General features: G+C 47.6%; 23 protein-coding genes, 1 tRNA gene and 1 riboswitch. Of the genes, 8 read left to right on the top strand and 16 right to left on the bottom strand.

Annotated elements, in window-relative coordinates; translation table 11 throughout:
* Positions 1-3 precede the first annotated feature (3 nt).
* The 13 genes from ilvA to DES40_RS10475 all read right to left on the bottom strand — a co-directional run bounded on the left by ilvA (position 4) and on the right by DES40_RS10475 (position 14,263).
* Positions 4-1,542, bottom strand: coding sequence for a threonine ammonia-lyase, biosynthetic (ilvA, locus tag DES40_RS10530; RefSeq protein ID WP_121101822.1), 1,539 nt, complete (start codon positions 1,540-1,542; stop codon positions 4-6).
* The gene (leuB, locus tag DES40_RS10525) at positions 1,529-2,584 is read right to left on the bottom strand and encodes a 3-isopropylmalate dehydrogenase (RefSeq protein WP_121101819.1); all 1,056 of its coding nucleotides are present in this window, start codon (positions 2,582-2,584) and stop codon (positions 1,529-1,531) included. Before leuB ends, ilvA begins: the two co-directional genes overlap by 14 nt.
* Before the next feature lie 2 nt (positions 2,585-2,586).
* Positions 2,587-3,171: a 3-isopropylmalate dehydratase small subunit gene (leuD, locus tag DES40_RS10520; RefSeq protein WP_121101816.1), complete on the bottom strand. Its 585-nt coding sequence runs from the start codon at positions 3,169-3,171 to the stop codon at positions 2,587-2,589.
* Positions 3,168-4,562 (bottom strand): 3-isopropylmalate dehydratase large subunit, encoded by a 1,395-nt coding sequence (gene leuC / locus DES40_RS10515; RefSeq protein WP_121101813.1) that lies wholly within the window; start codon positions 4,560-4,562, stop codon positions 3,168-3,170. Before leuC ends, leuD begins: the two co-directional genes overlap by 4 nt.
* An 8-nt stretch (positions 4,563-4,570) precedes the next feature.
* Entirely contained in the window at positions 4,571-6,130 is a 1,560-nt protein-coding gene (locus tag DES40_RS10510) for a 2-isopropylmalate synthase (protein ID WP_121101810.1), read from the bottom strand.
* A 25-nt stretch (positions 6,131-6,155) separates the two neighbouring features.
* Positions 6,156-6,461, bottom strand: a complete 306-nt coding sequence (locus tag DES40_RS10505) for an ACT domain-containing protein (protein WP_121101807.1) — start codon at positions 6,459-6,461, stop codon at positions 6,156-6,158.
* Position 6,462: 1 nt separating this feature from the next.
* Complete coding sequence (gene ilvG / locus DES40_RS10500) at positions 6,463-8,199, bottom strand: acetolactate synthase 2 catalytic subunit (protein ID WP_121101804.1); 1,737 nt, start codon at positions 8,197-8,199, stop codon at positions 6,463-6,465.
* A 72-nt stretch (positions 8,200-8,271) separates the two neighbouring features.
* The gene (gene ilvC / locus DES40_RS10495; protein WP_121101801.1) at positions 8,272-9,300 is read right to left on the bottom strand and encodes a ketol-acid reductoisomerase; all 1,029 of its coding nucleotides are present in this window, start codon (positions 9,298-9,300) and stop codon (positions 8,272-8,274) included.
* Between the two features lie 44 nt (positions 9,301-9,344).
* Entirely contained in the window at positions 9,345-11,036 is a 1,692-nt protein-coding gene (locus DES40_RS10490) for a dihydroxy-acid dehydratase (RefSeq protein WP_121101798.1), read from the bottom strand.
* Between the two features lie 79 nt (positions 11,037-11,115).
* Positions 11,116-11,259: a hypothetical protein gene (locus tag DES40_RS13245; protein ID WP_170144962.1), complete on the bottom strand. Its 144-nt coding sequence runs from the start codon at positions 11,257-11,259 to the stop codon at positions 11,116-11,118.
* A gap of 154 nt (positions 11,260-11,413) precedes the next feature.
* Positions 11,414-12,559, bottom strand: coding sequence for a cystathionine gamma-synthase (gene metB / locus DES40_RS10485; protein WP_121101795.1), 1,146 nt, complete (start codon positions 12,557-12,559; stop codon positions 11,414-11,416).
* A gap of 81 nt (positions 12,560-12,640) precedes the next feature.
* Positions 12,641-13,612, bottom strand: a complete 972-nt coding sequence (metX, locus tag DES40_RS10480) for a homoserine O-succinyltransferase MetX (RefSeq protein WP_121101791.1) — start codon at positions 13,610-13,612, stop codon at positions 12,641-12,643.
* A gap of 74 nt (positions 13,613-13,686) precedes the next feature.
* Positions 13,687-13,810: riboswitch (SAM riboswitch) on the bottom strand.
* A 63-nt stretch (positions 13,811-13,873) separates the two neighbouring features.
* Complete coding sequence (locus DES40_RS10475; protein WP_170144961.1) at positions 13,874-14,263, bottom strand: DUF983 domain-containing protein; 390 nt, start codon at positions 14,261-14,263, stop codon at positions 13,874-13,876.
* A gap of 173 nt (positions 14,264-14,436) precedes the next feature.
* Here DES40_RS10475 and DES40_RS10470 point away from each other — a divergent pair, with 173 nt between their 5' ends.
* The 3 genes from DES40_RS10470 (at position 14,437) to msrA (ending at position 16,974) form a co-directional block, all read left to right on the top strand.
* Positions 14,437-15,402 carry a LysR family transcriptional regulator gene (locus tag DES40_RS10470; protein WP_121101785.1) on the top strand — a complete coding sequence of 322 codons (966 nt, stop codon included), beginning with the start codon at positions 14,437-14,439 and terminating at the stop codon, positions 15,400-15,402.
* Positions 15,403-15,439: 37 nt separating this feature from the next.
* Positions 15,440-16,204 (top strand): bifunctional demethylmenaquinone methyltransferase/2-methoxy-6-polyprenyl-1,4-benzoquinol methylase UbiE, encoded by a 765-nt coding sequence (gene ubiE, locus DES40_RS10465; protein ID WP_121101782.1) that lies wholly within the window; start codon positions 15,440-15,442, stop codon positions 16,202-16,204.
* A gap of 128 nt (positions 16,205-16,332) precedes the next feature.
* Entirely contained in the window at positions 16,333-16,974 is a 642-nt protein-coding gene (msrA, locus tag DES40_RS10460) for a peptide-methionine (S)-S-oxide reductase MsrA (RefSeq protein ID WP_233345572.1), read from the top strand.
* Between the two features lie 15 nt (positions 16,975-16,989).
* On the opposite strand, the gene DES40_RS10455 is transcribed toward msrA, so the two are convergent.
* A complete protein-coding gene (locus DES40_RS10455; protein WP_121101779.1) occupies positions 16,990-18,471 on the bottom strand; it encodes an ArnT family glycosyltransferase in 1,482 nt (493 codons plus the stop codon).
* 131 nt (positions 18,472-18,602) lie between these two features.
* Between DES40_RS10455 and murI the strand changes: the two genes are divergently transcribed.
* The gene (murI, locus tag DES40_RS10450) at positions 18,603-19,424 is read left to right on the top strand and encodes a glutamate racemase (RefSeq protein ID WP_121101776.1); all 822 of its coding nucleotides are present in this window, start codon (positions 18,603-18,605) and stop codon (positions 19,422-19,424) included.
* A 7-nt stretch (positions 19,425-19,431) separates the two neighbouring features.
* Here the strand turns inward: murI and DES40_RS10445 are convergent, their stop codons facing one another.
* Positions 19,432-20,037: a YqaA family protein gene (locus tag DES40_RS10445; RefSeq protein ID WP_121101773.1), complete on the bottom strand. Its 606-nt coding sequence runs from the start codon at positions 20,035-20,037 to the stop codon at positions 19,432-19,434.
* Positions 20,038-20,157: 120 nt separating this feature from the next.
* On the opposite strand from DES40_RS10445, the gene DES40_RS10440 reads away from it, so the two are divergent.
* From DES40_RS10440 to DES40_RS10425, 4 genes are all read left to right on the top strand, one after another.
* Positions 20,158-20,241, top strand: a tRNA-Leu gene (locus DES40_RS10440).
* Between the two features lie 312 nt (positions 20,242-20,553).
* The gene (locus tag DES40_RS10435) at positions 20,554-21,948 is read left to right on the top strand and encodes a hypothetical protein (protein ID WP_147405897.1); all 1,395 of its coding nucleotides are present in this window, start codon (positions 20,554-20,556) and stop codon (positions 21,946-21,948) included.
* A gap of 19 nt (positions 21,949-21,967) precedes the next feature.
* Complete coding sequence (locus tag DES40_RS10430) at positions 21,968-22,879, top strand: FecR family protein (protein WP_121101767.1); 912 nt, start codon at positions 21,968-21,970, stop codon at positions 22,877-22,879.
* Positions 22,880-22,934: 55 nt separating this feature from the next.
* On the top strand, positions 22,935-25,235 hold the full coding sequence (locus DES40_RS10425) for a CHASE2 domain-containing protein (RefSeq protein ID WP_121101764.1): 2,301 nt from the start codon (positions 22,935-22,937) through the stop codon (positions 25,233-25,235).
* A 24-nt stretch (positions 25,236-25,259) separates the two neighbouring features.
* Here the strand turns inward: DES40_RS10425 and DES40_RS10420 are convergent, their stop codons facing one another.
* Positions 25,260-26,201, bottom strand: a complete 942-nt coding sequence (locus DES40_RS10420; protein ID WP_121101761.1) for a bestrophin family protein — start codon at positions 26,199-26,201, stop codon at positions 25,260-25,262.
* Between the last annotated feature and the right edge of the window lie 2 nt (positions 26,202-26,203).

Genomic DNA, 26,203 nt, shown 5'->3' with positions numbered 1-26,203 from the left:
TATTCAAGCTCTTAAAAAATATTCATAGGCTTTGCTGTCTGTTTCCTCAGACATTGGATAGCCAGTTTTTGATAAGCTTTCTTCCAAAGCTTCCATATCTCCTTTGGGGACTTGAAAGCCGCAAAGAACATGGCCAGTTGTGTTGCCGTGATTTCTGTAATGGAAGAGGCTAATATTCCATCGATCGTCTAATGCTATTAAAAAATCAGTGAGCGCGCCGGGGCGTTCTGGAAATTCAAACCGATATATGACCTCTGCAATGGACGTGCTTGTGCGGCCCCCGACCATATGTCTTAAATGCCGTTTGGCGAGGCGGTCATTAGATAAATCCGTGATAGAGATATTATGTGTGGCCATGTCAGCAGTGACTTGCTCTCTGTCTTGTAAATCACGCGTTTTGATACCGACTAATACATGTGCCGTGTCGCTCTCAGTGTAGCGATAATTAAACTCTGTTACTGCGCGGCGCCCTAAGGCATTACAGAAATTCAGAAAAGCGCCGGGCTTTTCTGGAATGGCAGCAGCGAAGAGCATTTCCTCTCCAGCCCCAAGTTCAGCGCGTTCGACGATATGACCAATACGGTCAAAATTTACATTCGCCCCAGATAAAATTACAACGCTATCCCCTTCGGGCGCCTGTCCCAAACGTGTGTGTTTAATCAATCCCGCGAGGGCGAGAGCCCCTGCGGGTTCAACAACAGTTCGGGTGGCTTCGAAAACATCTTTTACGGCGGCGCAAATTTCATCATTCGAAACGCATATTACTTCATCAACGAGGCGCTGTGCGACATCAAATGTATGCGTACCAATACGCTTGACCGCTACGCCGTCCGCAAAACTATCTACGCTTTCAAGTGTGGTGGGTTGACCGGCCTCAAGTGAGGTCAGCAGTGTCGGCGCGCCTTCGGGCTCAACAGCGATGATTTTGGTGTTGGGCGAGACAGATTTAACCCAAGCCCCCACGCCCGATATTAAACCACCGCCGCCAACGGGGATATACACGGCATCTGGTGTGCGGGGCATTTGCTCTAATATTTCGCGGCCAACAGTGCCTTGTCCTGCGATAACTGAAATCTCATCAAAAGGGTGAATGAAAACGGCGCCCGACATTTGCGCATAGGTAATCGCGGCTTCACATGCCGCATCATAGCTATCGCCGACCAGCCGTGTTTCGGCGCCATGGCTTTGTACGGCAGCGACTTTGATGGCCGGCGTTGTGACGGGCATAAAGATGATGGCTTTGGTATTATAATAAGCGGCGGCGGTTGCGATACCTTGTGCGTGATTTCCTGCACTCGCAGCACAGACCCCGCAGGCGCGTTCTTCATCTGTGAGCTCGGCTATGCGGTTCGTCGCACCGCGTATTTTAAAGCTAAAGACATCTTGTAGGTCTTCTCGCTTCAGCCAAACATTGCGTCCAAGTTCGAGGCTTAATTTGGGCGCAAGTTCACAGCCCGTCCGTTTGGCCAATGCGTAAACATTAGCGGATTCAATACGGGCCTTTAATTCATGCAGGTCAATGAGCGGTTTATTGGCTGACATGACTCGCTATCCAGTCGCCCACTTGCGCGGTCGTCAGTGTGCCGCCAAGGTCACCTGTGGTTTGCCCTTGTTCCAAAGCGGCCTCTACAGCGGCTTCGATAAGGGCGGCCTCCTTGTCTAAACCAAAGGATAAACGGAGCATCCATGCGGCGGATAATATCATGGCAATAGGGTTGGCTTTTCCTTCACCTGCTATGTCTGGGGCGCTGCCGTGAATAGGCTCATACATGCCTGTTTTGCCATCAGATAAAGACGCAGAAGGTATGACGCCCATTGATCCGCATAAGACAGAAGCTTCATCTGTTAAAATATCGCCGAACATATTCTCAGTCAAAATTACATCATAATCTTGCGCGTGGGTAAGCATGTGCATCGTCATGGCATCGACGAGTAAATGTTCAAGTTCAACATCAGGGTAGTTTGTCGCCACATCAATGACGGTTTCGCGCCAAAGGCGTGACGTCTCAAGCACATTAGATTTATCGACTGAAGTTACTTTTTTCTTACGCGTTGCAGCCAAATCAAAAGCTTTGATAGCAATGCGCCGAATTTCAGCTTCAGAGTAACGGCACTCATCATAAGCCCCATTTACATCACGGCCTTTTTGACCAAAATATATCCCGCCCGTGAGCTCTCGCATAACAACAAAGTCCACGCCTTCGAGCCTTTCACGTTTCAAGGGCGCATTATCAATCAACGCAGGAAAAGGTGCGCAGGGACGAATATTTGCATAAAGGTTGAGCTCTTTGCGGAGTGGCAAAAGCGAACCAAGTTCGGGTCGGTCTGCCCCTTTTAAATGGTCCCACTTCGGGCCGCCAACGGCGCCCAATAAAATGGCACCTGTACGCTCGCAAGATTCAAAAGTTTCTGCGGGTAGAGGTTGGCCTACAGCGTCAATCGCGGCGCCGCCAATCAGGTGAAACTCAGGTAATAACGTATGGCCAAATTTATCGGAAATCGCCCGTAATACAGCAATAGCGGCATCCCCTACTTCGGGGCCTATCCCGTCACCTGGTAGGTAAGTAAAATTCAAAGTGGTCATATTTAATTACTTATTTTTTCTTCATGAGCCGTAATGGCGTCACCTTGTGTTTGAAGAAAGCCCATTTCATCGACGCCTTCCATCAGGCAATGCCGTGAAAAACTATCAATCTCGAAACTATAGGTGCCGCCATTGCGGGGCAGCCTTACTTCGCAGTTCTCTAGGTCAACAGTGACCTCTGCACTGGGGTTTTCCAGTAACCATGCATGTGCGCGTTTATCAATCACAATTGGCAGCAGGCCATTCTTTAATGAGTTACCTCGAAATATATCCGCAATTTCTGAACTGATGACGACTCTAAATCCGTAATCCGTCAAGGCCCAAGGCGCATGCTCACGTGAAGAGCCACAGCCAAAATTGTGACCGCCGACAAGAATTTCGCAGGCTTTTGCTGCTTCGCTATTTAATTTATGATCGGTTTCTGAGCCGTCCTCATCGTAGCGCCAATCGTTGAAAAGGTGTTTGCCGAGCCCAGACTTGGTTGTCATCGTTAAAAAACGGGCAGGCATAATTTGATCTGTATCGATATTGGCCGCAGGTAATACGACTGTTTTCGATGTGACGACGGTCATAGGTTTGAAGCTCATGCTGCCGCTCCTAATGTTCTGTGGTCAGTGATAACGCCCGTCACCGCTGCGGCCGCCGCCGTTTCCGGGGAGGCAAGAACCGTTCGAACGCCCGGGCCTTGGCGGCCCGCAAAATTGCGGTTTGATGTCGATACGATCAAATCTCCGGGTTGCCCAATATCGCCGTTCATGCCTAGACACATAGAACATCCAGCCTCTCGCCATTGAGCACCCGCTGCGATGAAAATTTTATCAAGGCCTTCTTCTTCGGCACGTGCTTTTACCAAGACGGATCCCGGTACAATAATAACGGTGACATTTTCAGCGACTCGGCGGTCTTTGAAAATATTTGCAGCGGCGCGAAGGTCTTCCATTCGTGAATTAGTACAAGACCCGATAAAGACCTTATCAACCTTAGTGCCGGCTATAGTTTGCCCCGCCTTTAATTGCATATAACGTAAAGCGCTTTCATCAGCATCATCTGCGGCCGCAGGAACAAGAGAATCAATTGAAATGCCCATGCCAGGATGGGTGCCATATGTTACCATGGGTTTGATGTCTTCGGCACGTAAATGAACTTCTTTATCATATACCGCCCCCTCATCTGTCGCCAAAGAGGCCCAATCTTTACAGGCGGCCGCATAGTTTTCGGGAACAAATTTCCGGCCCTTTAAATATGCAAATGTGGTCTCATCAGGGGCGATCATGCCGCACCGTGCGCCCGCTTCGATAGACATGTTACAAACCGTCATACGGCCGTCCATGCTCATTTCGCGGAACACATTACCGCAATACTCCAGCGCGTAACCTGTGCCGCCACCGACGCCAATCTTCGCAATAATAGCGAGGATAACATCCTTGGGCGTAACGCCGTCTTGAAGCGTTCCGTTTACATGGATAGCCATTGTTTTGGGTTTTCGCATCAGGATACATTGATTGGCTAAGACATGGCCGACCTGTGTCGTCCCGATTCCAAAAGCAATTGCACCAAAGGCGCCATGGGTAGATGTATGGCTATCTCCGCAAACAATTGTCATGCCGGGCTGCGTGGCGCCAAGCTCTGGCCCCATGACATGTACAATGCCGCGATTATCGCTATCCCACCCATGTGTTTCAATGCCGTATTCCTTAGCGTTGGCGAGGAGTGTTTGGACTTGTTTTTCCGCCTGTTCGGTGACGTATGGCCGAGAGCCGTCAGGATTAATGAGAGTCGGCGTAGAGTGATCTATGGTTGCCAAAGTACGATCAGGACGCCGGACTTTTAGGCCACGTTCGCGCAGAACCGTAAAGGCTTGCGGTGATGTCACTTCGTGGATCAGGTGAAGCCCGATATAAAGTGTAGCGGGCTGCGTATCGCTTTCTGGAACAACAACGTTTCTGTTCCAAACTTTATCAAAGAGAGTTTGTGTCATAAATCACCCTAATGTTGCGCAGCAATGGATTTTTGTCTGTCTGCGCGCCGTTCGATACGGTTGATTACATCAAGATAAGCACGGGCTCCTGCGAGGACTGTATCTGTGCTCGTACCGCGACCATGATAGCTAGAAAACTCAGTGCTGACCATTACCGAGGCTTCGGCCATAGCGTCTTCGCCCTCTGTGACAGATTGAACAGAGAAACTATCAAGGTGTAATGGTTGGCCGGTAATATGTGAAATGGCGAGGAAGGTTGCGTTTACAGGCCCTGCCGCTTCTTGGCTCCATGTCTCTTTGCGACCATCTTCATGGTGAAGTCTGACCGTGGCGACGGGGCGTTTCCCGTCATCTGACCCTGCCGAAACATATAGACTTTCCAAAGCCCAAGGCCCAATTTCACCAACAGCCTCGCCCAATATCAAGGCTTCGATATCAGCATCGAAGACTTCTTTTTTTTCATCGGCCAAATGTTTGAATTTAACGAAAAGTGATTGAAGCTGATTGTCACCCAATTCAAAACCCAATGTTTCCGCTCGATTTTTAAGCGCAGCACGTCCTGAATGCTTCCCGAGAACAAGGTTGTCGGTGCTCACTCCGACATCTTCGGGTTTCATAATTTCATAAGTTTCACGGTTCGCCAAAACGCCGTGTTGGTGGATACCCGATTCATGGGCAAAGGCGTTCTTGCCGACGATGGCTTTATTACGTGGAACAGGGTTGCCGGTTATGGTCGCTAGAAGTTTTGACGCCCCATAAAGGCCCTCAGTTTTTAACTGTGTTGATAAACCAAAGAAATCTTTCCGCGTGCGAAGTGCCATGGCAACTTCTTCGAGGGCACAATTACCTGCGCGTTCACCAATGCCGTTAAGGGCACATTCGACTTGCCGCGCGCCGCCGCGCACGGCGGCGAGAGAGTTCGCAACGGCGAGGCCAAGGTCGTCATGGCAATGGGCTGAGAAGGTTACGCTGTCCGCACCCTCAATGTCAGACGCCAAAAATTCAAACAGGCTCTGGATTTCTTCTGGCGTTGTATAACCGACCGTGTCGGGTATGTTGATCGTTGTCGCGCCGGCTTTAATAGCGGCCTCGACAACACGTTTAAGATAATCTCGTTCCGTTCGGATCGCGTCCTCACAAGAAAATTCAACATCATCAGTATATTGCCGGGCGAGCTCAATGCCGGCAGTGGCGCGGCGCACGATCTCGTCCATAGACATTTTAAGCTTAAATTCTCTGTGGAGCGGAGAGGTTGCAATAAAGGTATGAATACGTCCGCCGCGCCCTGATTTTGCTGCAGGTTTGATGGCTTCGCCGCTTGCGCGAATATCGCCCTCATTACATCGGGCGAGAGAGCAAACGATGGAGTCTTTGACTTCTGTAGCGATGGTTTTAATGGCCTCAAAATCACCGGGAGATGCTGCCGCAAACCCTGCTTCCATAATATCGACGCCCAGACCTTCGAGCGCTTTCGCCATCTTCAGTTTTTGGCCTGAAGTCATAGAAAAGCCTGGCGCTTGTTCGCCGTCGCGTAAAGTTGTGTCGAAAATTTTGACGTGATTGGTCATAATGATGTCTGTTAAATTAAATGATTTACCCTGCGTGCTCAGCTCTTGTCCGTCGTCCAACGCGCTCGGCGGAGACGACATTATACAGTCGCTCCAGTTGGAGGCAGAGAGTGTGCAAATCATTCGGGCCGCCTGTATCTTCAACATGTACAAGCAAGTCAAAATCGCCATCGACGCGTTGTGTACAGTGTACATCCCGGTAGTCATAACCGCGGCGTTCTATTGTGCCAAGAGCGCGTAACAATGTGCCAGACACATCGTGCAGGACGACTTTTAATTTGCCTTGAACGCCAGAGGGTTCAAAGATTTTATCACGTTGTAGTTCAGTCATTTTAACGCTCCATCATGTCGGCATTGCTGCGCCCTGGCGGGACGAGTGGCCAAACATTTTCATTGGGGTCAATTTTTACATGCATAAGGACAGGGCCGTCTGTTGAAAGAAGACGGTCAATGCCAGCATCCATTTCATCCGCTGTGTTCACGGTGAAAGCCTCAATTTGAAAGGCTCTGGCAACTTCCGCGAAATCTGGGTTGTCATCCAAATTTGTTTCCGAATAATTTTTGTCAAAGAATACTTCTTGCCACTGGCGCACCATGCCCAAAACCGAATTGTCTAACAGTACAATTTTCAGCGGAATACCATAGCGGTTTAATGTGGCGAGTTCTTGAATGTTCATCATGATTGAACCGTCACCTGACACAGTAATGACGGTGCGTTCAGGCGCGCCAAGCTTTGCACCAAGCCCCGCCGGAAGGCCAAAGCCCATTGTTCCCAAGCCGCCTGATGTAATGTGGTCTTTGGGATCGTCGAAATAACAATGCTGTGCGACCCACATTTGATGTTGTCCTACATCGCAGGTGAAAATTGCGCTATCATCTGCGCGTCGAGAGAGATCATGTAATAATTTAGGGGCGTAAACGCCGGGAGAGGCTGTTTCTTGCGCGCCTTCATAATCCCATTCATGCATAGCGCGACGAGAATAACAAAGTTCTAGCCAATCATTAATGCCTGTTGCTGCGCCGCCGTCAAAAGGGTCCAGAGCGGCGAGGTTCTTCTTCAATGACCCATCAAGACCAACATTCACGCGGCGTAGTTTATTAATTTCAGCAATATCAATATCCATATGGATAACTTTTGCATGCGGGGCGAACGTATCTAGCTTGCCTGTGGCGCGGTCATCAAAACGCGCACCAGCGACAATTAATAAATCACATTCCTGCACCGCGTAATTGGCGGCTTTCAAACCATGCATACCGAGCATGCCTAGGTAATTTGGGTGATCAGAAGGAAGTGAGCCAAGCCCCTTAAGCGTTGAAACGACAGGTATCTGTGTGCGCTCAACGAGGTCACGTAACTCTTTTACCCCGTCACCCTGAGCTATGCCGCCGCCAATGTAAAAGAGAGGTTTTTTGGCCTCTCGAATTAACTGCTCGGCCTTTTCTATTTCAGAACTTTTACCCATTTCAGGTTTAACTTTAGGGTAAGGGCGCCATTTATGGCGCTCCGTTGTCACCGCATTGGCAACGTCCTTTGGAAGGTCGATTAAGACGGGGCCTGGCCGCCCTTCTGCGGCGATGAAATAGGCTTCGGCGATCATACCTGGAAGGTCAGCCGGATCGCGTACAATATAGCTATGTTTAACTATGGGCAGGGTTATGCCGAAAATGTCGACTTCTTGAAATGCATCCGTTCCCATCAAATTCGTAGGCACTTGCCCCGTGACGAAGACAACAGGCACGGAATCTAAATAAGCATCGGCAATCGCGGTAACGAGGTTGGTCGCCCCTGGACCAGATGTTGCAAAGGCTGTGCCGACCTTACCCGTAGCGCGGGCATAACCAATGGCCGCCATGCCGCAGGCTTGTTCATGGCGACAAAGAATGTGGCGGAGCTGTGGAATGCTCGGCAGGACGTCATAAACGGGCATGATGGCGCCGCCTGGATAACCAAAGATTAAATCCACGCCCTGAGCGGCTATAGATTCAAGCAAGAGCTGAGACCCAGATTTTGGGGCTCTGTCTTCCAATATTTCCGTCTGTTGACGGTTAAATTGTTTCGCTGTGGTCATCGTTATGTTCCTATCGCGCCGCTTTGATCTGCCGCTCTAAAGGAGAAAAGCGGCAGAGCTTAAGTCGGGCGTTTAGTTTTTGTCTTTGTCGATAATTTTATTCGCGGCAATCCACGGCATCATTTCACGAAGCTTTCCGCCAATTTGCTCGATTTGATGTGCTTCCATATTGCGGCGACGGGCTGTCATGGAAGGATAGCCAAGTGCGCCTTCTTGGATGAAGGATTTTGCATAATCACCATTTTGGATGTTCTTAAGGGCTGTGCGCATCGCTTCGCGAGAGCTGTTATTCACAACCGCTTCACCGGTGACATATTCACCATATTCCGCATTATTGGAAATAGAGTAGTTCATATTGGCAATGCCGCCTTCATAAATAAGGTCGACGATCAATTTGGTTTCATGCAGACATTCAAAATATGCTAGCTCAGGCGGATACCCAGCCTCTGTAAGGGTTTCAAAACCCATTTTGATAAGTTCAACAACACCGCCGCAAAGCACAGCTTGTTCCCCAAAGAGGTCAGTTTCTGTTTCGTCTTTGAAGGTTGTATGGATAATCGCTGTCCGGCCACCACCAATAGCGGACGCATAGGACTTAGCGAGGTCAAGTGCGAAGCCACTATTGGCGTCTTGGGCAACCGCAATAAGGTCAGGAATGCCGCGACCATTTGTAAATTCATTGCGGACGGTGTGACCCGGAGCTTTGGGGGCAATCATGATAACATCAAGGTCGCGTCGCGGCGCAACCTGACCATAATGGATGGCAAAGCCATGACCAAAAGCAAGCGCAGCGCCCTCTTTAATATTAGGCTCAATATCTTCACGATAGATTTTAGCTTGAAGTTCATCTGGTGTTAAAACCATGACGACATCTGCGCCTTTAACCGCGTCTGCCGTTGGCTTGACCGTCAATCCATCTGCGCGAACTTTTTTGTTTGTGGAGCTTTCTGGGCGTAAACCAACGACAACATCAACGCCGCTATCTTTAAGGTTAAGCGCGTGTGCTCGCCCTTGTGAACCATAGCCTAGGACAGCTACTTTTTTGGCTTTGATAATCGAAAGATCACAATCTTTGTCGTAATAAATATCGAGAGATGACATGGGTTTTCGTCCTTAAGTTCTAGGTTTTCAAAAGAGTCTTTTAATTAGGTGTCAAATGGGAAAGAGGTTACGGCGCCTTTTGAGGCACTGCCAACAAGCTTTGCGAATTTAGCATAGGCGCCATTTGGATATTTAGGTTTCGGCGGCGTCCAATCTTTTGAACGAGCCACGAGGTCAGCGTCGACATTAATTGTTCGAGCTTCTACATCAATCGTGACAGTGTCTCCGTCTTGTACAAAGGCAATAGGTCCGCCATGTGCGGCCTCTGGTGCGACATGGCCAATCACAAAACCATATGACGCCCCTGAAAAACGGCCATCAGTTATAAGAGCAACGTCATCGATGATCTCTTGTCCAACAAGAGCCGCAGTAACCGCAAGCATTTCGCGCATCCCTGGGCCGCCTGCGGGGCCTTCATTACGGATGATAATCACATCGCCTTTTTTGATTTCATTTCTTTGAACAACTTCGAAACACGCTTCTTCTGATTCAAAGACGCGGGCCTTGCCTTCAAAAAATAAAGCGCCATGTCCCGCAAGTTTCACGACGCAGCCTTCAGGGGCTAGGTCGCCATAGACAATACCATAACCGCCGCGAGACTTAACAGGGTCATTGAAGGTACGGACAACATCTTGTCCTTCTGATTCTTTGGCGTCGTTAATCTCTTCAAAAAGACTGCGACCTGTTACCGTTGGGCTGTCTTTGATACGCCCATCCTCAACGAGGCGTTTGCCAATAAGCGCCGAGCCGCCGGCTTCATATAAATTAAACGCCATATATTTCCCGCCTGGTTTCAAGTCACCAATAACGGGCGTCGTGCGCGAAATCGTATCAAAAGCATCGATGTCAAAGCCTTCCACTTCTGCCTCTGTAGCAATAGCGAGCAAATGCAAAATAGCATTCGTGGAGGCCGCTGTTGCCGAAAGGGCAATTGCTGCGTTCATCAAGGCTTGCTGGGTTATCATTTCCCGAGGCAGACGATTGTCTTTTACGCAGTCGACAACAATTTGTCCTGCGCGATAGGCCGCTTTGTTCTTTTCTTCGTCAACCGCAGGAACATCATTAACGCCCATTGGAGACAGCCCTAAAAAGGTCATGGCCATAGCCATTGAATTTGCTGTGAACTGACCACCACAAGCCCCGGCTCCGGGACAAGCTGCTTTTTCGATGTCTTTCAATTCGTCTTCGTCAATAATGCCGGCCGCACACGCGCCTACAGCTTCGAACACGTCTTGGACTGACAGGTCTTTACCCTTGTGATTGCCGGGCATGATGGAGCCGCCATAAAGCACAACGCCGGGTACATTCATGCGCGCCAGAGCCATACCTGCCGCGGGAATTGTTTTATCACAACCCACCAAAATAATAACGCCGTCAAGGCTATGACCTTTGACGGCGAGTTCGATTGAGTCTGCAATAACTTCGCGGGACATTAAGCTGGCCCGCATGCCTTCGCTTCCCATCGTAATGCCATCTGAAACAGCGATAGAGTTGAAATCAACAGGTGTGCCACCAGCGGCGCGAATGCCGGCGCGCACGGGTACGGCCAACTTATCAAGGTCCATATTGCAGGGCCCCATATTGGTCCACGTATTGAAGACCGCAATCATTGGGCCTTCAAAATTGTCATCATCCATACCTGCGGCACGAAGCATGGCGCGCGCAGCGGCGCGGCTCGGGCCTTTAACAATCGCGTCACTACGCTTTGCTTGTGGGGTGCTCTTTGGTTTTGTCATCGTTTAATTCACAAAATTAAACCCAATAAAAAACCCGCTCTGGTTGGAGCGGGTGAATATTAGGCTTGTTATCTTTATCCTAAATCCCGCTCGCGACTCCGCTAATCAGTAGCACAGCCAGAATCAGCACAAGCATCACAGCCACAGACGGCAAGTCTTCAACAGTCACGGATTTCGCCGCAACTTTTGCTTGGACTTCGTCTTGTTTCTGAAATGGATGCATAATACCTTTTCCTCGAATTCTTTCTTTAGGTTATTGCGAGAGACTCCTCAAGAGGAAATTTTGCTCCTCACTATAACTTTTTCAGCAAATAATAGGTAATTTTTGTCCTACTGATATCGCAAAAGGCAAAAACATCCTTTTTAAAGGCTTGTTCTTAGCTTAGCGCTTTGTCTAAGGCCTTGATTAAGTCGTTTTCAGTCTCCATTCCAACGGATAACCGCAATAAATTATCTGTTATGCCGGCTTCCAGTCGAGCTGACTCAGCCATACCTCTATGGGTCATAGTAGACGGTTGACAGATGAGACTTTCTACGCCGCCTAGCGAGGCTGCAAGTTGAAAGATTTCAATTGAATTAAGGGCTTTAGCGGCAAGGGCAGGCGTTTCGAGTTCAAAGGACAGCATTGCGCCGGGGCCTGACTGTTGCGCTTTCATCAATTTATACCCAGGGTCAGAGCGTAGACCAGGGTAGTAAACCTTGGTGACAGCTTTGTGTTTTTTCAAATATTTAGCAATCGCTTCGGCATTACTTTCTTGAATGTCCATTCGCGCTGATAAAGTTCTTAGGCCGCGCAAAGTTTGCCACGCGTCAAAGGGGGACCCTGTTACACCTGCGCAATTAGCCCACCAAGCGAGTGTTTCGCCGTGCTCAGCCGATTTTGCGATAACGGCGCCGCCCACAACATCGCTGTGGCCGTTCAGATATTTGGTTGTTGAGTGTACTACGATATCGCACCCTAGTGAGAGCGGCTGCTGACGTACAGGAGACAAGAATGTATTATCAGCCACGACGATGGCGCCGCAAGCCTTGGATAGTTTTGCGATTTTAGAAATATCAACAAGGCGCATGAGCGGGTTGGATGGGGTTTCTATTAAAACCATTGCAGGTTTTTCGTCTAGCGCTTCGTGAAGTGCTTCAGGGTCTGATTGATCAATAAATAATACGCGAACGCGGCCTTGTGCTGCGCGGTGCGTTAGCAAGCGATGCGTGCCGCCATAGCAATCATGCGGGGCAATAATAAGGTCGTCAGCCTTAATAAGGTTTAGGCAAAGGTCGATTGCGCTCATTCCTGATGAAGTAATTACGGTGCTAGAACCGCCTTCTAATATGGATAAGGCCTTACTGAGTCCGGCGCGATTAGGGTTGGCAGTGCGGCCATAATCATAAGGTCCTTTTTCTTCTACACTGGGCCAAAGATATGTTGAGGATGTATATAATGGCGGGGCCACGGCGCCAAAAGCAGGGTCAGATCCAATTTCAGCTTGGACGATTTGTGTTTGTATATGAGGTTTGTCTGTCATGATTTTATTTTCAAATAACCTTCAAAAACGATAGGGCCAAAATAACAAATGCGACAAAACTGTGCTTGTAAGGCCAGACTATCACCTTGTGTGTAAACCCTTGCAAAATGATTCAAGCCTTGGACTCATAGCGTCATATTCTTTTAAAAACGCATCATGACCATAAAGGCTGGTAAATGTGAAGAGCTCGCTAGGCCCCGCTAACCGATCACGCAGTTCACGCATATCAGGTAAGGGAGCGAGCTGATCAGATATCGCTGTCATTAATAATGTTGGCGTCGTAATATTCTCAGGTTCCACGCGGTGCAAATCTACTGATTCTGAGAGGGCCAGAAAACGTTGAGCGTCCATAGATTTTGCGAAAACATCTCCGCGTGATCCCAGATAATCGCATATATCAAAACTGAAGGGGTTTGTGCTGGTCTCGTTTAGCGCAAATCTATCCGCAAATTCTTCGGGCGTTCGATAGGTCGTCATAGCGAGCTCTCGAGCTAATCTTAACCCTGTTTCGGGCTGCCCGGCGTCTATTCCTAAACGGACAATGCGTCTTTGAATACCGCGCCAGCCTACGCCAATCGGATAGGGTCGATGGGCTGCACCGATTATACAAAGATTCTCAACCCATTCTGAGTGATTTTGGGCGAGGGCCAGTGAACACATGCCGCCATAAGATGACCCAATCATAGCTCGTGCGGGGCCTAGATTTTCAGCTTGAAGCAAATCTACAATACGCTTCGCTTGGTCTGCTGTTGTTATGGTGTCAGGGCAGTCAATGCCGCCCTTTTCAGGCGCGAAATCAACACTTAAAACTTTGAATTTATTCAGATCAATGGGGCCGCCTTTACGCACCAGACGTGACCACCATCCGCGATTCAGTTTCCCGCCATCCGCGACAAAGCGCGTGGCGGAAATGCCGCCCAAGACAATTAATAAAGGGCCGTCCATATTGCCATAAAGTCGGCCACGCACCGTATCATTGGCAATGTCACACCCGCGCTCAAGTGCAACGGAGCCACGCTCTAAGGTAATGTCTTTTATTCCATCTTGCGACATAATGCCGATCTTACATTTGTCGGGCCAAAAATACGAACGGTTTTACGGAAAACAAACACAGGCTTTTGCCCTTTGCCTCATTTTCCGACTAACGTCGCAGGATTTGGCACCATCTGGGTTGCCCCGGTATCTCGTTTCCATTGTGCCGTCTGCGCAATAAAAACCTAGGGCCTGTCCCTCCACCGGTCTTAATGAGTAATAGCGATATGCTTGCCTAAGTTGTTGGCGTCAAGGCTTTTGAAGCGCGCTTTGCGCTTCGGCTTAGCTTTGTTGCTCTTTTTCCATTTTATGCCACCAAACAATGGTCATAAATAAACCTTTGAAAGAAGGTAGAGTGACCAGACAAATAGAAGTGGCAATAATTATCATGAGCAAGGTTGCCGCCCAATTGGGTAAGGGGCCGTCAAATATAAAGAAGTGATAAAGGGGTATAATGAAATGCGCCGAGAATGTCATGGCGGCCCAAGCTGGTGCCAAATCTGCGCGTACATTTTCCCAGTCTTTTTGACAATTTGGACACGTTGAAACGGGCTTTAAATAGGATCTAAAGAGTTTTTCTTGCCCGCAGCGAGGGCATTTTAATCTGATACCGCGCCGAATAGCGGCCCAGATATTATGCGGAAGTGTAGCGGGTTCTAAAAGTGTCGACATGTAGAGATGGTAATCGGAATGACCCGTTCTGACAAAGCCCGTCTGCATATCGCGGCGTTGCGCCGCGCCTCTTAGCCCCTCTTGCGGAGGCAAGGCTTATGAAGTGTAAACTTTTTGTCATATAAAACTGAATGAAATTGACATTATGCGTTCATATCTGTTAGGGGTGTTCTATGAAAAATTGGTCGGATTACCCTATATTTTTGGCAGTCGCAGAGGTCGGTAGCTTAACAGCCGCCGGCAAAAAGCTCGGTATGAGCCAGCCCACGGTAGGCCGTCGGATAAGAGCTCTGGAAGACCATTTTAAAACGCCTTTATTGCGAAGAGAAGACGGGGTTCTTGTTCCGACACGGTTTGGTCAATCTATGCTCGATCATATCCAGCGTATGCAAGATGAAGCCGCGGCGATTGACCGTAGTTCTGCGACCTTAGAGGATAGTTTGTCAGGTGTCGTTCGTCTCTCTGCGACAGAGGGCATCGGAACGGCTTGGTTGCCAGGTGTGATGCAGGTTTTTCGGAAAACTCATCCCGATATTCTGATTGATTTGGGCATTGGCTTCAGAGACTTTAACTTGGCGCAAAGAGAGGCCGATATAGCACTGCGCTGGGAAGGCCCGGGCGAGCAAAATTCATTGATTGGTCGTAAGATTGCGACGGTTTCATTTGGGTTCTATGCGGCTCCAGAATATGTTAAACGAATGGGTTCTCCTGAAACTTTGGATGATATGTCAGATCATGACGGCGTCATTGCCAATATTATGGACGGCAAACAGCTTTGGGTACGCGATGGAGACGTGATGATTCATTCTCCTAAGCGCATAACATTCCAGACAAACTCTATTTGGGCCTTTGATGAAGCTATGGAGCATGGCTACGGTATTGGGATGCAGCCGATTACGCGGGGCGCGAGGAAAAAACAAAAAAATCAACTGGTACGCATATTGCCAGATGTCACGGTGACAGAAGAGCTATATTTAGTGGCTCACCAAGATCTAAGACGGTCCACCCGGATAAGGGCAGTTTTCGATTTCCTCGTTAAGGCCTTTAAACAAGATCAGGATTTCTTCCTCAATGGGGGACAATCTGCATTCCGTACAGGTCTACCAGAACCCATCGATTTCTTAGATGTGGCGGAATAGCTAGCGGTTTCTATTTCTGACTGATAGAGTCGTATCCATGACAGAGAAAACCATTGATTTCGGCTTTGAAAATATTCCGGAAAGCCAGAAGGCCTCCCGAGTGCGCGGTGTATTTGACTCCGTAGCCAAGAATTATGACTTGATGAATGACGCGATGAGCCTTGGCATTCACCGCGTCTGGAAGAATATGACAATGGCCAAGCTGAACCCGCAGCCAGGGGAGCGACATTTGGATGTGGCAGGAGGCACAGGAGATTTAGCGCGTCGATTTATCCGCGCGGCAGATGATGTGCGTCTACGGCGCGGAGGTGAGCCGGCCCAATCTGTAATTTGTGATATAAATGCTGAAATGCTCTTGGCAGGGGTCAATGCCAGTAAAGATGCAGGGCTTAATTTATCGCGCATTTGCGGCGATGCTCAGGCTTTGCCTTTTCCAGATGAAAGTTTTGATGTTGTCACGATAGCTTTTGGCATTCGGAATGTAACTGATAGGTCATTGGCTTTGCGAGAATTTTATCGCGTTTTAAAACCGGGTGGACGTTTGGCGGTTCTTGAGTTTTCGACGCCCCCAACGCAATGGTTGCGTAAATTTTACGATAGCTACTCTTTTGCTGTTATACCGCCAATGGGGCAGCTTTTAGCCAATGATCGCGATAGCTATCAATATTTGGTTGAGTCTATCCGGCGTTTTCCAAAACAAGCCCAATTCGCAAAATTAGTCGAGGAGGCTGGATTTTCTCGCGTAGGGTGGGATGATTATAGCGGCGGTATCGCTGCGCTCCACACGGGTTGGAAAGTATAAGCTTCGGGTTTCTTCATTTTTTTTATTTTGTCGTGCAACGTCTCTGCCTTTAGAGACGTAGCCTTATAAATACAGCGCATAACACTGACGTGATTGGTGTGTGAGCTTGGGCTATGGGAAAATGAATTATGAAAAAATTTATACTCTTAAGTGCGGGCATTCTTATTGCAGGGTGTAGCGCCGCAGAAAGCCAAACTGTCTCACAGGATGTAATGGGGCCTGATAGTCAGGATGTGAAATCAGCAACGTTGGACACAATGATTGTGGCGGGTGGATGTTTTTGGTGCGTCGAATCAGACTTTGAAAAGATAGACGGCGTAATTGAAGCCGTGTCAGGCTATACGGGAGGGCGCACGAAAAATCCGACATATGAGCAGGTGTCTTATAAAGATACGGGCCATTATGAAGCCGCGAAAATCACATTTGATCCCACGGTAATATCTTATGAAAGCTTGCTAGATATCTATTGGAAGTCAGTTGACCCAACGGATGATACAGGTCAATTTTGTGATAAAGGCGACAGCTACAGAACCGCGATTTTTGCGCGCCCTGACCAAATCGAAATGGCCCAAGCTTCCTTGGAAGAGATTAAACAGGCTAAGCCTTTTTCAGCGCCAATTGTAACCCCTGTTTTACCTGCGTCACCATTTTATGATGCAGAGGCGTATCATCAAGACTATTATAAAAAGAAACCCTTACGATATAAATATTATAGAACAAGTTGTGGTCGCGATGGGCGATTAAAACAACTCTGGGGCTCACAAGATTAAACGATAAAAATAGGGCTAACTATCTTTTGCTGGGATATGATTATACCCGACCCAAACCTTTAAAACGCGCTTTCTTCCTCCGCCTAAATCTATTTCGAGCGGAGGTTGCGGCAGAAGGCGATCAAAGCTTTCTTCGAAATAGGATTCATAATTGTTGTAATAATTCAACAAAAGAATAGGGCCGTCCGATTTCGGTAGAGGCGCTGTCATTTCTGCATGATTATTTGGGACTATATTAGGTGACCACACATAAAGCGGCGCTAATTCAGCTAGGCCGTAATATTGTAAGTCATAATAAACGAGGCGATTATCTGTCGCCACTGCCTCGTAATCCTGTCCGTTATGGCCCGCTTTATAGAGGGCCTCTACCGCTTCTACGGTTTCGGGCCAAGCTTGCATCCGTTTTACAGACCTATCTAATCCCGTTTTTTGCGTCAAAGCTGGGCTTAGTAAAATGAGCGCTGCGGCTATCATAATTACGCTTTGCCCTATCAAACCATATTTCAAAACGGCCAAGGCTTTCGGACGGGTAACCGCATAAATGGCGACCAAAATTGGCGCGGCAATATAAGCTGTGACAGCCCAATTGGCATTGGCCCTAGAGACGAAAGCTTGGAAGGAAATAACGAATAAAGGTAAAGTGGCGAGCAAAGCCAACCAGAAAGAGAATTTAGGCAAGGTCTTAATTTTAAGCAAGGCGAGGCAAAAAAGCGGCAGGGATATAAGGCCAAACACCCCAAATTGATCCCCCCAAAATGTCAGTAGCTCTGAAATATTAAAAAGGGGGCCAGAAAGATTTGCATTATCGGCAGTATGAGAAAGCGTGGCGAAATCATGGTTTAAATTCCAGAGGATATTCGGCGCAAAGAGGGCGATTATGAGCACTATAACGAATAAACCTTTTACGCCCAAAAGAGATTGACGCGTTTGTTTATCGAACATCACCGCCAGTCCGATTACAGGCAGAAAAAAGAGCATGGCATATTTCGCCAAAAGCCCAAATCCGATCGCAAACCCTAGCTGTGCTGCTCGAAACCAAGAGGCGTTTTCCCTTAGGGCCACCCAGGCATTGAGGGCTAAAACCCAACATAAAAGTAGCGGGACATCTGTGCTGATTAAGGTTGATGATAGCCATACAGCTGGCATGAACAAATATGTGCAAGCGGTCCAAAAACCAATGCGAATATCAAAGGCTTGTTTGGCGGTTAAAAAGATAAACCAAGCAGTTAAGCTGTGAAATAAGGCGGATGGGAGCCGGATAGCCCATTCTGCATGTCCCAAGACAGAGGTAAACCCAGCAATAATCCATGCAATTAATGGAGGTTTGGAATAATATCCCCAGTCTAAATCACGAGACCATGACCAATATTGGGCTTCATCTCCATGTAAACCCAATGGCAATCCCGCCATCAAGACCCAGCGAAAAACAAGGGTGAGTCCAATAATGGCCAGTAATATTTTAGTGTAATTGACAGATTTATTTTGAACCACGGACATAGTCTTTGCTATGCCGTTATTCCGCCCTAAAAGAAACTCACTTTATCTTACAGTCTTTCTTGGTTTTATAAGGTTTTATTGACGCGGGGGCGTCACAAGGACACAAGCAGAACGTAAATTTAAGAGGTAAAATGGCGGAAGTACCGCAAATTAATCCGCAAGGCCGAGTTTTGGTCTTTGATTCTGGCGTTGGGGGGTTGTCTGTCGTTGGCGAAATTCGCAAACGCTTGCCGAATTTATGTCTGGATTATGTTGCCGATGATGCCTTCCGCCCCTACGGAGAAAAATCTGCAGACGCTTTAATGGCCCGGTTGCCGGGGTTGTTGGCAAGTTTAGACATCATGACGAAGCCTGATGCGATAGTCATTGCCTGTAATACGGCCTCTGTGACTGCATTAGAAGCTATCCGTGAGGTAGTAGAAACGCCCGTTATTGGTGTTGTGCCTGCAATAAAACCGGCCTCTGAGCTCTCTAAAACACGGACGATCGGAGTTTTGGGCACTCCGGGGACGGTGCGTCGAAAATATGTTGATAGTTTAATCACTCAATTTGCGGGGGATTGCCAGGTGGTCTTGCAAGGATCAGTTAATCTGGTGGAATGGGCCGAAGGCAAACTTGCTGGAGAATCCTTGTCGATAGAGTATTTTCAACGAGAATTAGCGCCTCTATTCGAAGGCCGCCGCGGCGCGGATATTGATGTTGTTGTATTGGCGTGTACGCATTTTCCGCTTTTAGCGCATGAATTGAAGCAATCCGTTCGTCAGTCAATTCATTGGATAGATAGCGGCGCGGCCATTGCCAAGCGGGTGGAGGTTGTCTTGAGGCAGATTGACAAACATCCCTGTGAAACCCGTGAAGATATTGCGTTTCTTATGGGGCCTAATGCGGGCGCGGCGCGCGTTAAAGCGTTTCAGTCTTTTGGATTTAAACGCGTGATAGGGCTACTGCCCTGATAGTCGCTTAATGTCCAGAAAGCGCCTTATAGGCAAACCATGCCGCGGCCAGTCCAATAAAAAGCAAAATAGTGAAAAGACCAAACCGTTCTTTCATGAACTTTTCGGCTTGTGGGCCTAAAAGCCGTACAACCCCCGCAACGCCGAAAAACCGTAATGACCGCGCCAAGATAGAGGCCATTAAAAAAGCAGAAAAAGGCACAGGAACAGCGCCGCTCATGATTGTTATCACTTTATAAGGAAACGGGGTTAAACCAGCCCCGAACACCCATAATGGCCCGTTTTCATTGATGCTTTCACGAAACCGCTCAACATATTCGGTTTTCCCTAAAGCCTCTAAAAGAGGCTGAGCGAGGGCCTCATAAAACATCATGCCTATCATATATCCGAATATCCCGCCTAAGACAGAAAAGAAGGCCGCGACGCCCGCAATTTTCCACCATTTTTCGGGCGCGGCTTGCACCATGGGAATGACCATCACGTCAACGGGAATAGGAAAGAATGAACTTTCGGCAAAAGAGACCATTGCCAAAGCTGGCATAGCGCGCCGATGGCGAGCCAAAGCTTTCGTATTTTCATACCAGCGTTCAAGGAAAGCAAAATGACCCTTCATAGCTGCGTGCTATAGACGATATATTAAGGGAAAGTATATGGCCAAAACAGTTGACGTCCAAAAAATCGAAGCTATGTTGCGCGCCTTACCAAAGACCCCCTTATGTTGGGTCTGAAACAGGCGGCTGTGGCGGAATTGGTAGACGCGCGGGATTCAAAATCCCGTTCCTTTGGAGTGTCGGTTCGATTCCGACCAGCCGTACCATTCTCTCTCACTTAATAGGGACCTATTTGAGGTTTCACTGCGCCTTCACTATATCGCAGTTATTTTCTGATTCATGAGATTGAAGAGGGTGACGGATTAGGTTCCCCTGAAAGGCGCAAGTAATTTAAATGCGCCTCAAAGAGTGTTATATCTATTATAAGCGTGCAGCCTGCTAGGCATTGAGGCTTTAAGCTGCCTTGGGGCAAGGGGTAAGATTTTCATTGTTCCTTAATGATGTTTGGGTCTAAGGTGAGGCATAATGAGCGTAGGGGCGGAGTTATTCTATTTTGCCTTGAATTCATGTGGGGCAAAATGGGGCAATTAAATATATCGCAGGATAGTTTTCAGACGCAATTCAGCGTTGGTCGGCTCATATGGTATTGCGTAATCCTCTGCCTGCTTTGCATTATTCCATACCAAGCCAAAGCGCAAATAGGCGCATTGGGTACTGGGCCACAGATTTCAGAAGAAGAGGTCTATGACAATCTTGACGATCTCGACCTCAGCCTTCGCTATGCCAAACAGCAAATTAAAAAAGGCGAAATGTTAAATGCAGGGGCGGCCTTAGAGCGTATGCTTTATGCCAATCCAAACTGGCATTCTGTGCGTTTGCTTTATGCGGCGGTATTATATCGACTGGATGACCAAAAAGCCGCCTTAAGGGAATTGGCTCTCCTAGAGGGTAAAGCGTTAAATCCCGACCAAACCGAAACGTATACGCAATATAAACAGGCATTTGCTATTCCGCCGCGAAAGAGCTTTCCAGAGATTGCCTCTGCCGGGTCGGTTTATAACCCAGTAAAAGCACAGGTTAATTATGCCGCTCCAGATGATATAAGCGCTCAAGTTACGGTGGGATTTCGAGCCGATGATAATGCGGGCAATGCTCTGACAGATGAAAGTTTTGGCTTTGATGAACGCGGTGATGTTTCAGTAACATTAGAAGCGCGGGCCGAAGCGAACCTGCCTTTAACTGATGACAGGAAAGTAATGGCGCGTCTTGGCGCTGTTGGGCATATTCGCCGTCATGATACATATGACCAAGCTGATTATGACGTATACGAGGCACGGGCGGGCCTAACTTATCGTCCAGCAGGCGGGGTTATGGCCGTTGATGTGAATGCAAGGCAGGTCAAAGTAAGCGGAGAAACTTATTTGAATCAAATCGGTCCGCGCGCCTCTTTTAGCCAAGCCATTACAGATGACAGCCGTGCTGTTGTGAGTCTATCGGTATATAGTCAGGATTATAAGCCCCTTAGCTTTGCTTCCAGAGAAGATGAAAGAGACGGACTAAAAACAAGTTTGCAGTTTGGTCTTTTACAGAAAATAAAAGATAGACATAAGTTTTCAGCGGCTGTGGGATATGAAACTAAATCAGCTGATTTGCAGGCCTTTGCTTATTCAGGTCCAGTTGCCGCCATGAGCTATGAACATGTAATAAATGAAACTTTGACATCAAAATCCTATCTACGCGCAAGGCAGCTTGGATATAAAGAGAACTTAATTGGCCTAAGTGGTGACCGTTCAGATTTACGGGTCAGCGCCCGAACGGCGATGGCCATTCAGCTCGGGTCAAAGGCGGCGAATGTTGAATTAAATAAACCCGTATTAGAACTCGGTTTAAATTATACGCTTCGGGAATCTAATATAGATATAAATGATTTTAATAATTTGGGTGCGGATGTAAAATTATCAGTGAGTTTCTAGTTCACATTGGGGGTGAAGCATGAAGGGCGTAATTAAATCAACTATAGGCGTTGTAACGGGGCTAAGCAGTCTTTTTTTAACCACAGCAATGGCAGACACTATCGAAGTTGGCCGCAATTCAGCGGTCAAGGGGACTGTAGAAATTCAAAGTACGGGTGAAGCCGAAAAGCGCCAAGCCATTGTAAAAGAACCCGTTTTCCTCGGTGATAATGTGAACTCACGCATTGGTTCTAGCCTTCAAGTTTTGTTGAAAGATAATAGTACTTTCACAGTTGGCCCGCAATGCGATATGGTTATAGATAAATTTGTTTATGATCCCAAAAAGAACAACAACTCTCTCTCCGCTAAAGTCCGAAAAGGTATGTTTCGATTTACCTCGGGTAAAGTTTCGAAAACAAATCCGGATGAAATAAAAATATATACCCCTACAGCGACTATGGGAATCCGCGGGACTATGGTGGAAGTTTTGGTGGGGCCAGAAGCATTTCTATGTGCTGAAAAAGAGGGCTTATTGGCCGGTGATATTCAAATGGATCATGCGGGCGCGACCCTCGTAATTTTAAGAGGGCCGGGTAAAAATAATAGCACGGCTAATCGTGTTGGAGAGGTTGAGGTTGTTTCTGCGGGGCAGTCAGTTACGTTAACGGAAAGTGGGACAGCTATTCTTGTGACCAGTAAGCACGACGCGCCCTCTCAACCTTTTATCGTATCGGATTCGCTCTTTAATTATTTTAATCGCCGTTTGCGCACACAGCCAACGCGAGAAGGGAATTTCAGACCGTTTAAAATTGAAGAGAGTTGGTTTACTCCGCTGCCACAATTAAATGAAGAGGAGACCGATTTTATGACGCCGCTCCAATCTATCGAGGAAGCAGATTGGCCATCAAGAGGTTTAGGCGAAATTGATGGGCTGAATGAGATTGATCGATAGAGTTTAATTCAGCCCATATGATAACTCGACAGAAAATATTGAAATAGAAAAAGACATGAAATTACCGTCCATGCCTTTTGGTAAACTGTCATTGTTTAATATCGGCGTCGTTAGCCGCCGCCGCAAATGGGCAATTCCTACAATGGTTGGTCTGCTGACGGTGTTGTTTTTCGCATGGGCGCATTTGGTGCAGCCACAAGCTATTATGCGAATGAGTAATCTTGTTTTTGATTCTTTTCAGAAACAATATCCACGCGAGTTCAATCCAGATGTTCCTGTGCGTATAATTGATATTGATGATGAATCCATCAGGCGCATTGGTCAATGGCCCTGGCCCAGAACGGTTCTTGCAAAGTTAAATACACGTTTGGCTGATGCTGGGGCCGCCGTAGTGGCTTATGATGTTTTATTCTCTGAAACGGACAGAACCTCTCCTGAAAACATGGTGTCTGTCTTGCAAAATAATCCCGACGCAAAAAGCCATTTTGATGAGATATTGACTCTACGGAGTCACGACGAAATCTTTGCGGAAAGCTTTCAACAAACGCGTGTTGTAAATGGTCTGTTTTTAATTAATCGCCCCACATTAACAGAACCTCAATCCCAAGCTGGATTTGCCATGATTGGCGATAGTCCCGTGAATAGCGTGCCAGAGTTTCATGGGGTATTACACGCTATACCGCCCTTAGAAGCAACGGCAGAGGGCGCGGGGAGTGTATCTTTCCAACCGGATAAGAGTGATGGCGTCGTCCGTACAGCGCCTTTAATTAGCCGTATAGGTGATCGAATATATCCGTCTCTAGCCCTAGAGGCGCTGCGCACTGTGCAAGGGGCTACGACGTATCAAATACGAAGCAGTAATGCCTCCTATGAGGCGCAAAGCGTTTCTAGCGATAATATTGAGGTGAAAGCGATTAGGGTCGGAGATTTTGAAATTCCGACAACAGCAAATGGATCGCTGAATGTCTATTTTACACAGCCACCCCATCCAGAGCGGTATATTCCAGCCTGGAAGATACTCTCTGATAGCCCTTCCGATTTTGGGTGGGAGGAGAATATTATGGGGCATATCGTATTCATCGGTACGGGTGCAGAAGGGTTAAAAGATATCGTGCAAACTCCCTTCAGAGGCGGCGAGCCTGGCGTGTTAGTTCACGCGCAAGCCACAGAACAGATATTGACCGGCGATTATCTCTACCGCCCTTTTTATGCGTCTTCACTAGAGTTTTATTTGATTGTTATATTGGGAATTATTCTGACGCTGACCTTGCCCCGTTTAAAGGCGATAAGGGGGGGGATTGTCATTCTTTTGATTGGTAACGGAATTTTCTGGGGTTCAAACTTTGCCTTTAAGGAATTTCATTATTTATTAGATCCAGTTTACCCGCTGTTGGCGATGTTAACGTGCTATGTCTTTGTTATGCTAACGTCATATTATATGGCGGAATCGGAAAGAGCCCGCGTAAGAGGGGCCTTTAACCTCTACCTATCGCCAGAGATGGTACAGCAAGTCAGCGAAAACCCTGCCTTGCTTAAGCTTGGCGGTCAGGAGCAAGAGATTTCAATTCTCTTCCTAGATATTCGTTCGTTTTCACGCATATCTGAATCTATGCGCCCGCAGGATATTACCACCTTCTTAAATAAATTTCTTACGCCCATGACCAATATTTTGCAGGCACATGACGCAACCATAGACAAATATATTGGAGACGCCATCGTAGCTTTTTGGAACGCCCCTATAGCCGTTCCAGAACATCAAAAATGTGCTGCACGTGCCGTCTTGCAAATGCAGTTAGAACTTGCGGCCCTAAATGCAAAATATCGAGACCAAAAAGAAATTCGTTGGCCCGATACGGTAAGCATAGGGATAGGTATAAATACAGGAATTTGTTGTGTTGGCAATTTGGGTTCAGAACAGAGATTCTCTTATTCTATGATTGGGGATGCGGCAAATTTGGCTTCTCGAATTGAAGGGCTGACAAAACAATATCGGGTCGCCTCCCTCTTTGGCTCAGAGACGGCAAATGCCGTTCCAGATTTTGCCTTTTTGGAAGCTGACAAAGTGTATGTCGTAGGACGAGAAGCCCCCGAAACTATTTATCTATTGGCAGGGGATGATAAACTGGCGCTGACAGCCGAGTTTAAAGCCTATCAGAAAAATCATATGATCTTTTTGGAGCAATATCGCAATCAGCATTGGGATGAGGCTTTGCAGGGGCTTGAGACTCTAAGAGAGCAGAGCGCGCCATATGATCTTCATAAATATTATTTCGCAATGGAAGAGCGCATTGCGCAATATAAAAAGAGTCCGCCCGAGAAAAACTGGGGCGGGGCTTACCGTTCTAATGAAAAGTGATACGCCGTTGGATGGCGCAAAGACCTAGTAAAGCGCCCCATCTACAGGTTCGAAAGCCGGAGGCAGGTCTGTATCACCGAAAGCAAAGCTACGAATTTCGATTTCATGTGACCGTGTAAGGAAGTCCATAGGCACAACATTTCGGTTGTTCGTCCAAGGATGGTCCATAAAGTTCCCGATGCCTTCAATCATAGAGAATATCCAGCCGATTAGTACGGCAATCGGGATAGACCAATATCCTGCGCTTTCTTCGCCGGGTAAGGACATAGATAGAAGGGCCACTAACAGCCACACAAATAAATCTGTGAAATAGGTATAGTGGGTTGGGAAGCGAGTGTTTTTTAAACCATTACAGCGCGTCATAAGAAGCGCCATTTCACGTTGAATGGCTACAAATTCAAAATGTTCTCCATCAACAAATTGGCCCTCAGAATTAGCAATCCGGAAGTCACGTCCTTGATTAAAAAGGAGTTGAAGGGAGGGGTTAACAGAGTGTGCTAAGCTTTCTTTTTCCTCTTTCTCTAACAAATTGTCGAGGCCTTCATATTCTAGGGGAGGGAGATCTTTTAATTGCTTGTTGAAAATCCACATTAAGGCGATGGAGCGCTTAATCATACGCGGCATAACTATCGCTGCGAGCTTTGATTCCTTGCCTGTTTTATAATTCGTATAAGCTTCTTTGTTCCTAGAACAGAGGAGCGCTGTATTGCGGGTGCAGCCACCAATATCACCCCACAAGGCGCGGCCTTGGAACCAGCGGTCATAGGCTGAGTTCGTTCTAAACCCTAAGAAAATTGAAATAGCCGTACCAAGAATAAGCGGGGCTTGCATAGTAATTGTGAATTGCCGGAGATCAAAATAAACGATGGGAACGACAATGATCGCCGAGAGCAGCGCCATTTTTAACATTCGCTTCCATATGATTGGAATTAAACGACGAAATTTAATTGTTTTTTCGACAACCATTT

Origin of the sequence: Litorimonas taeanensis, assembly GCF_003634015.1 — a bacterium.
GTDB lineage: Bacteria > Pseudomonadota > Alphaproteobacteria > Caulobacterales > Maricaulaceae > Litorimonas > Litorimonas taeanensis.
This window is presented reverse-complemented; position numbering and strand designations above follow the sequence as displayed.

What these genes read in the sequence shown, in the direction of transcription:
- ubiE (WP_121101782.1), top strand. Translation starts at nt 15,440, where the DNA reads ATGACAGAGAAAACCATTGATTTCGGCTTTGAAAATATTCCGGAAAGC.
- leuD (WP_121101816.1), bottom strand. Translation starts at nt 3,171, where the DNA reads ATGAGCTTCAAACCTATGACCGTCGTCACATCGAAAACAGTCGTATTA.
- leuB (WP_121101819.1), bottom strand. Translation starts at nt 2,584, where the DNA reads ATGACCACTTTGAATTTTACTTACCTACCAGGTGACGGGATAGGCCCC.
- DES40_RS10470 (WP_121101785.1), top strand. Translation starts at nt 14,437, where the DNA reads ATGAAAAATTGGTCGGATTACCCTATATTTTTGGCAGTCGCAGAGGTC.
- ilvA (WP_121101822.1), bottom strand. Translation starts at nt 1,542, where the DNA reads ATGTCAGCCAATAAACCGCTCATTGACCTGCATGAATTAAAGGCCCGT.
- DES40_RS10420 (WP_121101761.1), bottom strand. Translation starts at nt 26,201, where the DNA reads ATGGTTGTCGAAAAAACAATTAAATTTCGTCGTTTAATTCCAATCATA.
- DES40_RS10425 (WP_121101764.1), top strand. Translation starts at nt 22,935, where the DNA reads ATGAAATTACCGTCCATGCCTTTTGGTAAACTGTCATTGTTTAATATC.
- murI (WP_121101776.1), top strand. Translation starts at nt 18,603, where the DNA reads ATGGCGGAAGTACCGCAAATTAATCCGCAAGGCCGAGTTTTGGTCTTT.
- DES40_RS10475 (WP_170144961.1), bottom strand. Translation starts at nt 14,263, where the DNA reads ATGTCGACACTTTTAGAACCCGCTACACTTCCGCATAATATCTGGGCC.
- metB (WP_121101795.1), bottom strand. Translation starts at nt 12,559, where the DNA reads ATGACAGACAAACCTCATATACAAACACAAATCGTCCAAGCTGAAATT.
- DES40_RS10510 (WP_121101810.1), bottom strand. Translation starts at nt 6,130, where the DNA reads ATGACCAATCACGTCAAAATTTTCGACACAACTTTACGCGACGGCGAA.
- DES40_RS10430 (WP_121101767.1), top strand. Translation starts at nt 21,968, where the DNA reads ATGAAGGGCGTAATTAAATCAACTATAGGCGTTGTAACGGGGCTAAGC.
- metX (WP_121101791.1), bottom strand. Translation starts at nt 13,612, where the DNA reads ATGTCGCAAGATGGAATAAAAGACATTACCTTAGAGCGTGGCTCCGTT.
- msrA (WP_233345572.1), top strand. Translation starts at nt 16,333, where the DNA reads ATGAAAAAATTTATACTCTTAAGTGCGGGCATTCTTATTGCAGGGTGT.
- DES40_RS10490 (WP_121101798.1), bottom strand. Translation starts at nt 11,036, where the DNA reads ATGACAAAACCAAAGAGCACCCCACAAGCAAAGCGTAGTGACGCGATT.
- DES40_RS13245 (WP_170144962.1), bottom strand. Translation starts at nt 11,259, where the DNA reads ATGCATCCATTTCAGAAACAAGACGAAGTCCAAGCAAAAGTTGCGGCG.
- DES40_RS10435 (WP_147405897.1), top strand. Translation starts at nt 20,554, where the DNA reads ATGGGGCAATTAAATATATCGCAGGATAGTTTTCAGACGCAATTCAGC.
- ilvG (WP_121101804.1), bottom strand. Translation starts at nt 8,199, where the DNA reads ATGACCACAGCGAAACAATTTAACCGTCAACAGACGGAAATATTGGAA.
- DES40_RS10455 (WP_121101779.1), bottom strand. Translation starts at nt 18,471, where the DNA reads ATGTCCGTGGTTCAAAATAAATCTGTCAATTACACTAAAATATTACTG.
- DES40_RS10445 (WP_121101773.1), bottom strand. Translation starts at nt 20,037, where the DNA reads ATGAAGGGTCATTTTGCTTTCCTTGAACGCTGGTATGAAAATACGAAA.
- leuC (WP_121101813.1), bottom strand. Translation starts at nt 4,562, where the DNA reads ATGACACAAACTCTCTTTGATAAAGTTTGGAACAGAAACGTTGTTGTT.
- DES40_RS10505 (WP_121101807.1), bottom strand. Translation starts at nt 6,461, where the DNA reads ATGACTGAACTACAACGTGATAAAATCTTTGAACCCTCTGGCGTTCAA.
- ilvC (WP_121101801.1), bottom strand. Translation starts at nt 9,300, where the DNA reads ATGTCATCTCTCGATATTTATTACGACAAAGATTGTGATCTTTCGATT.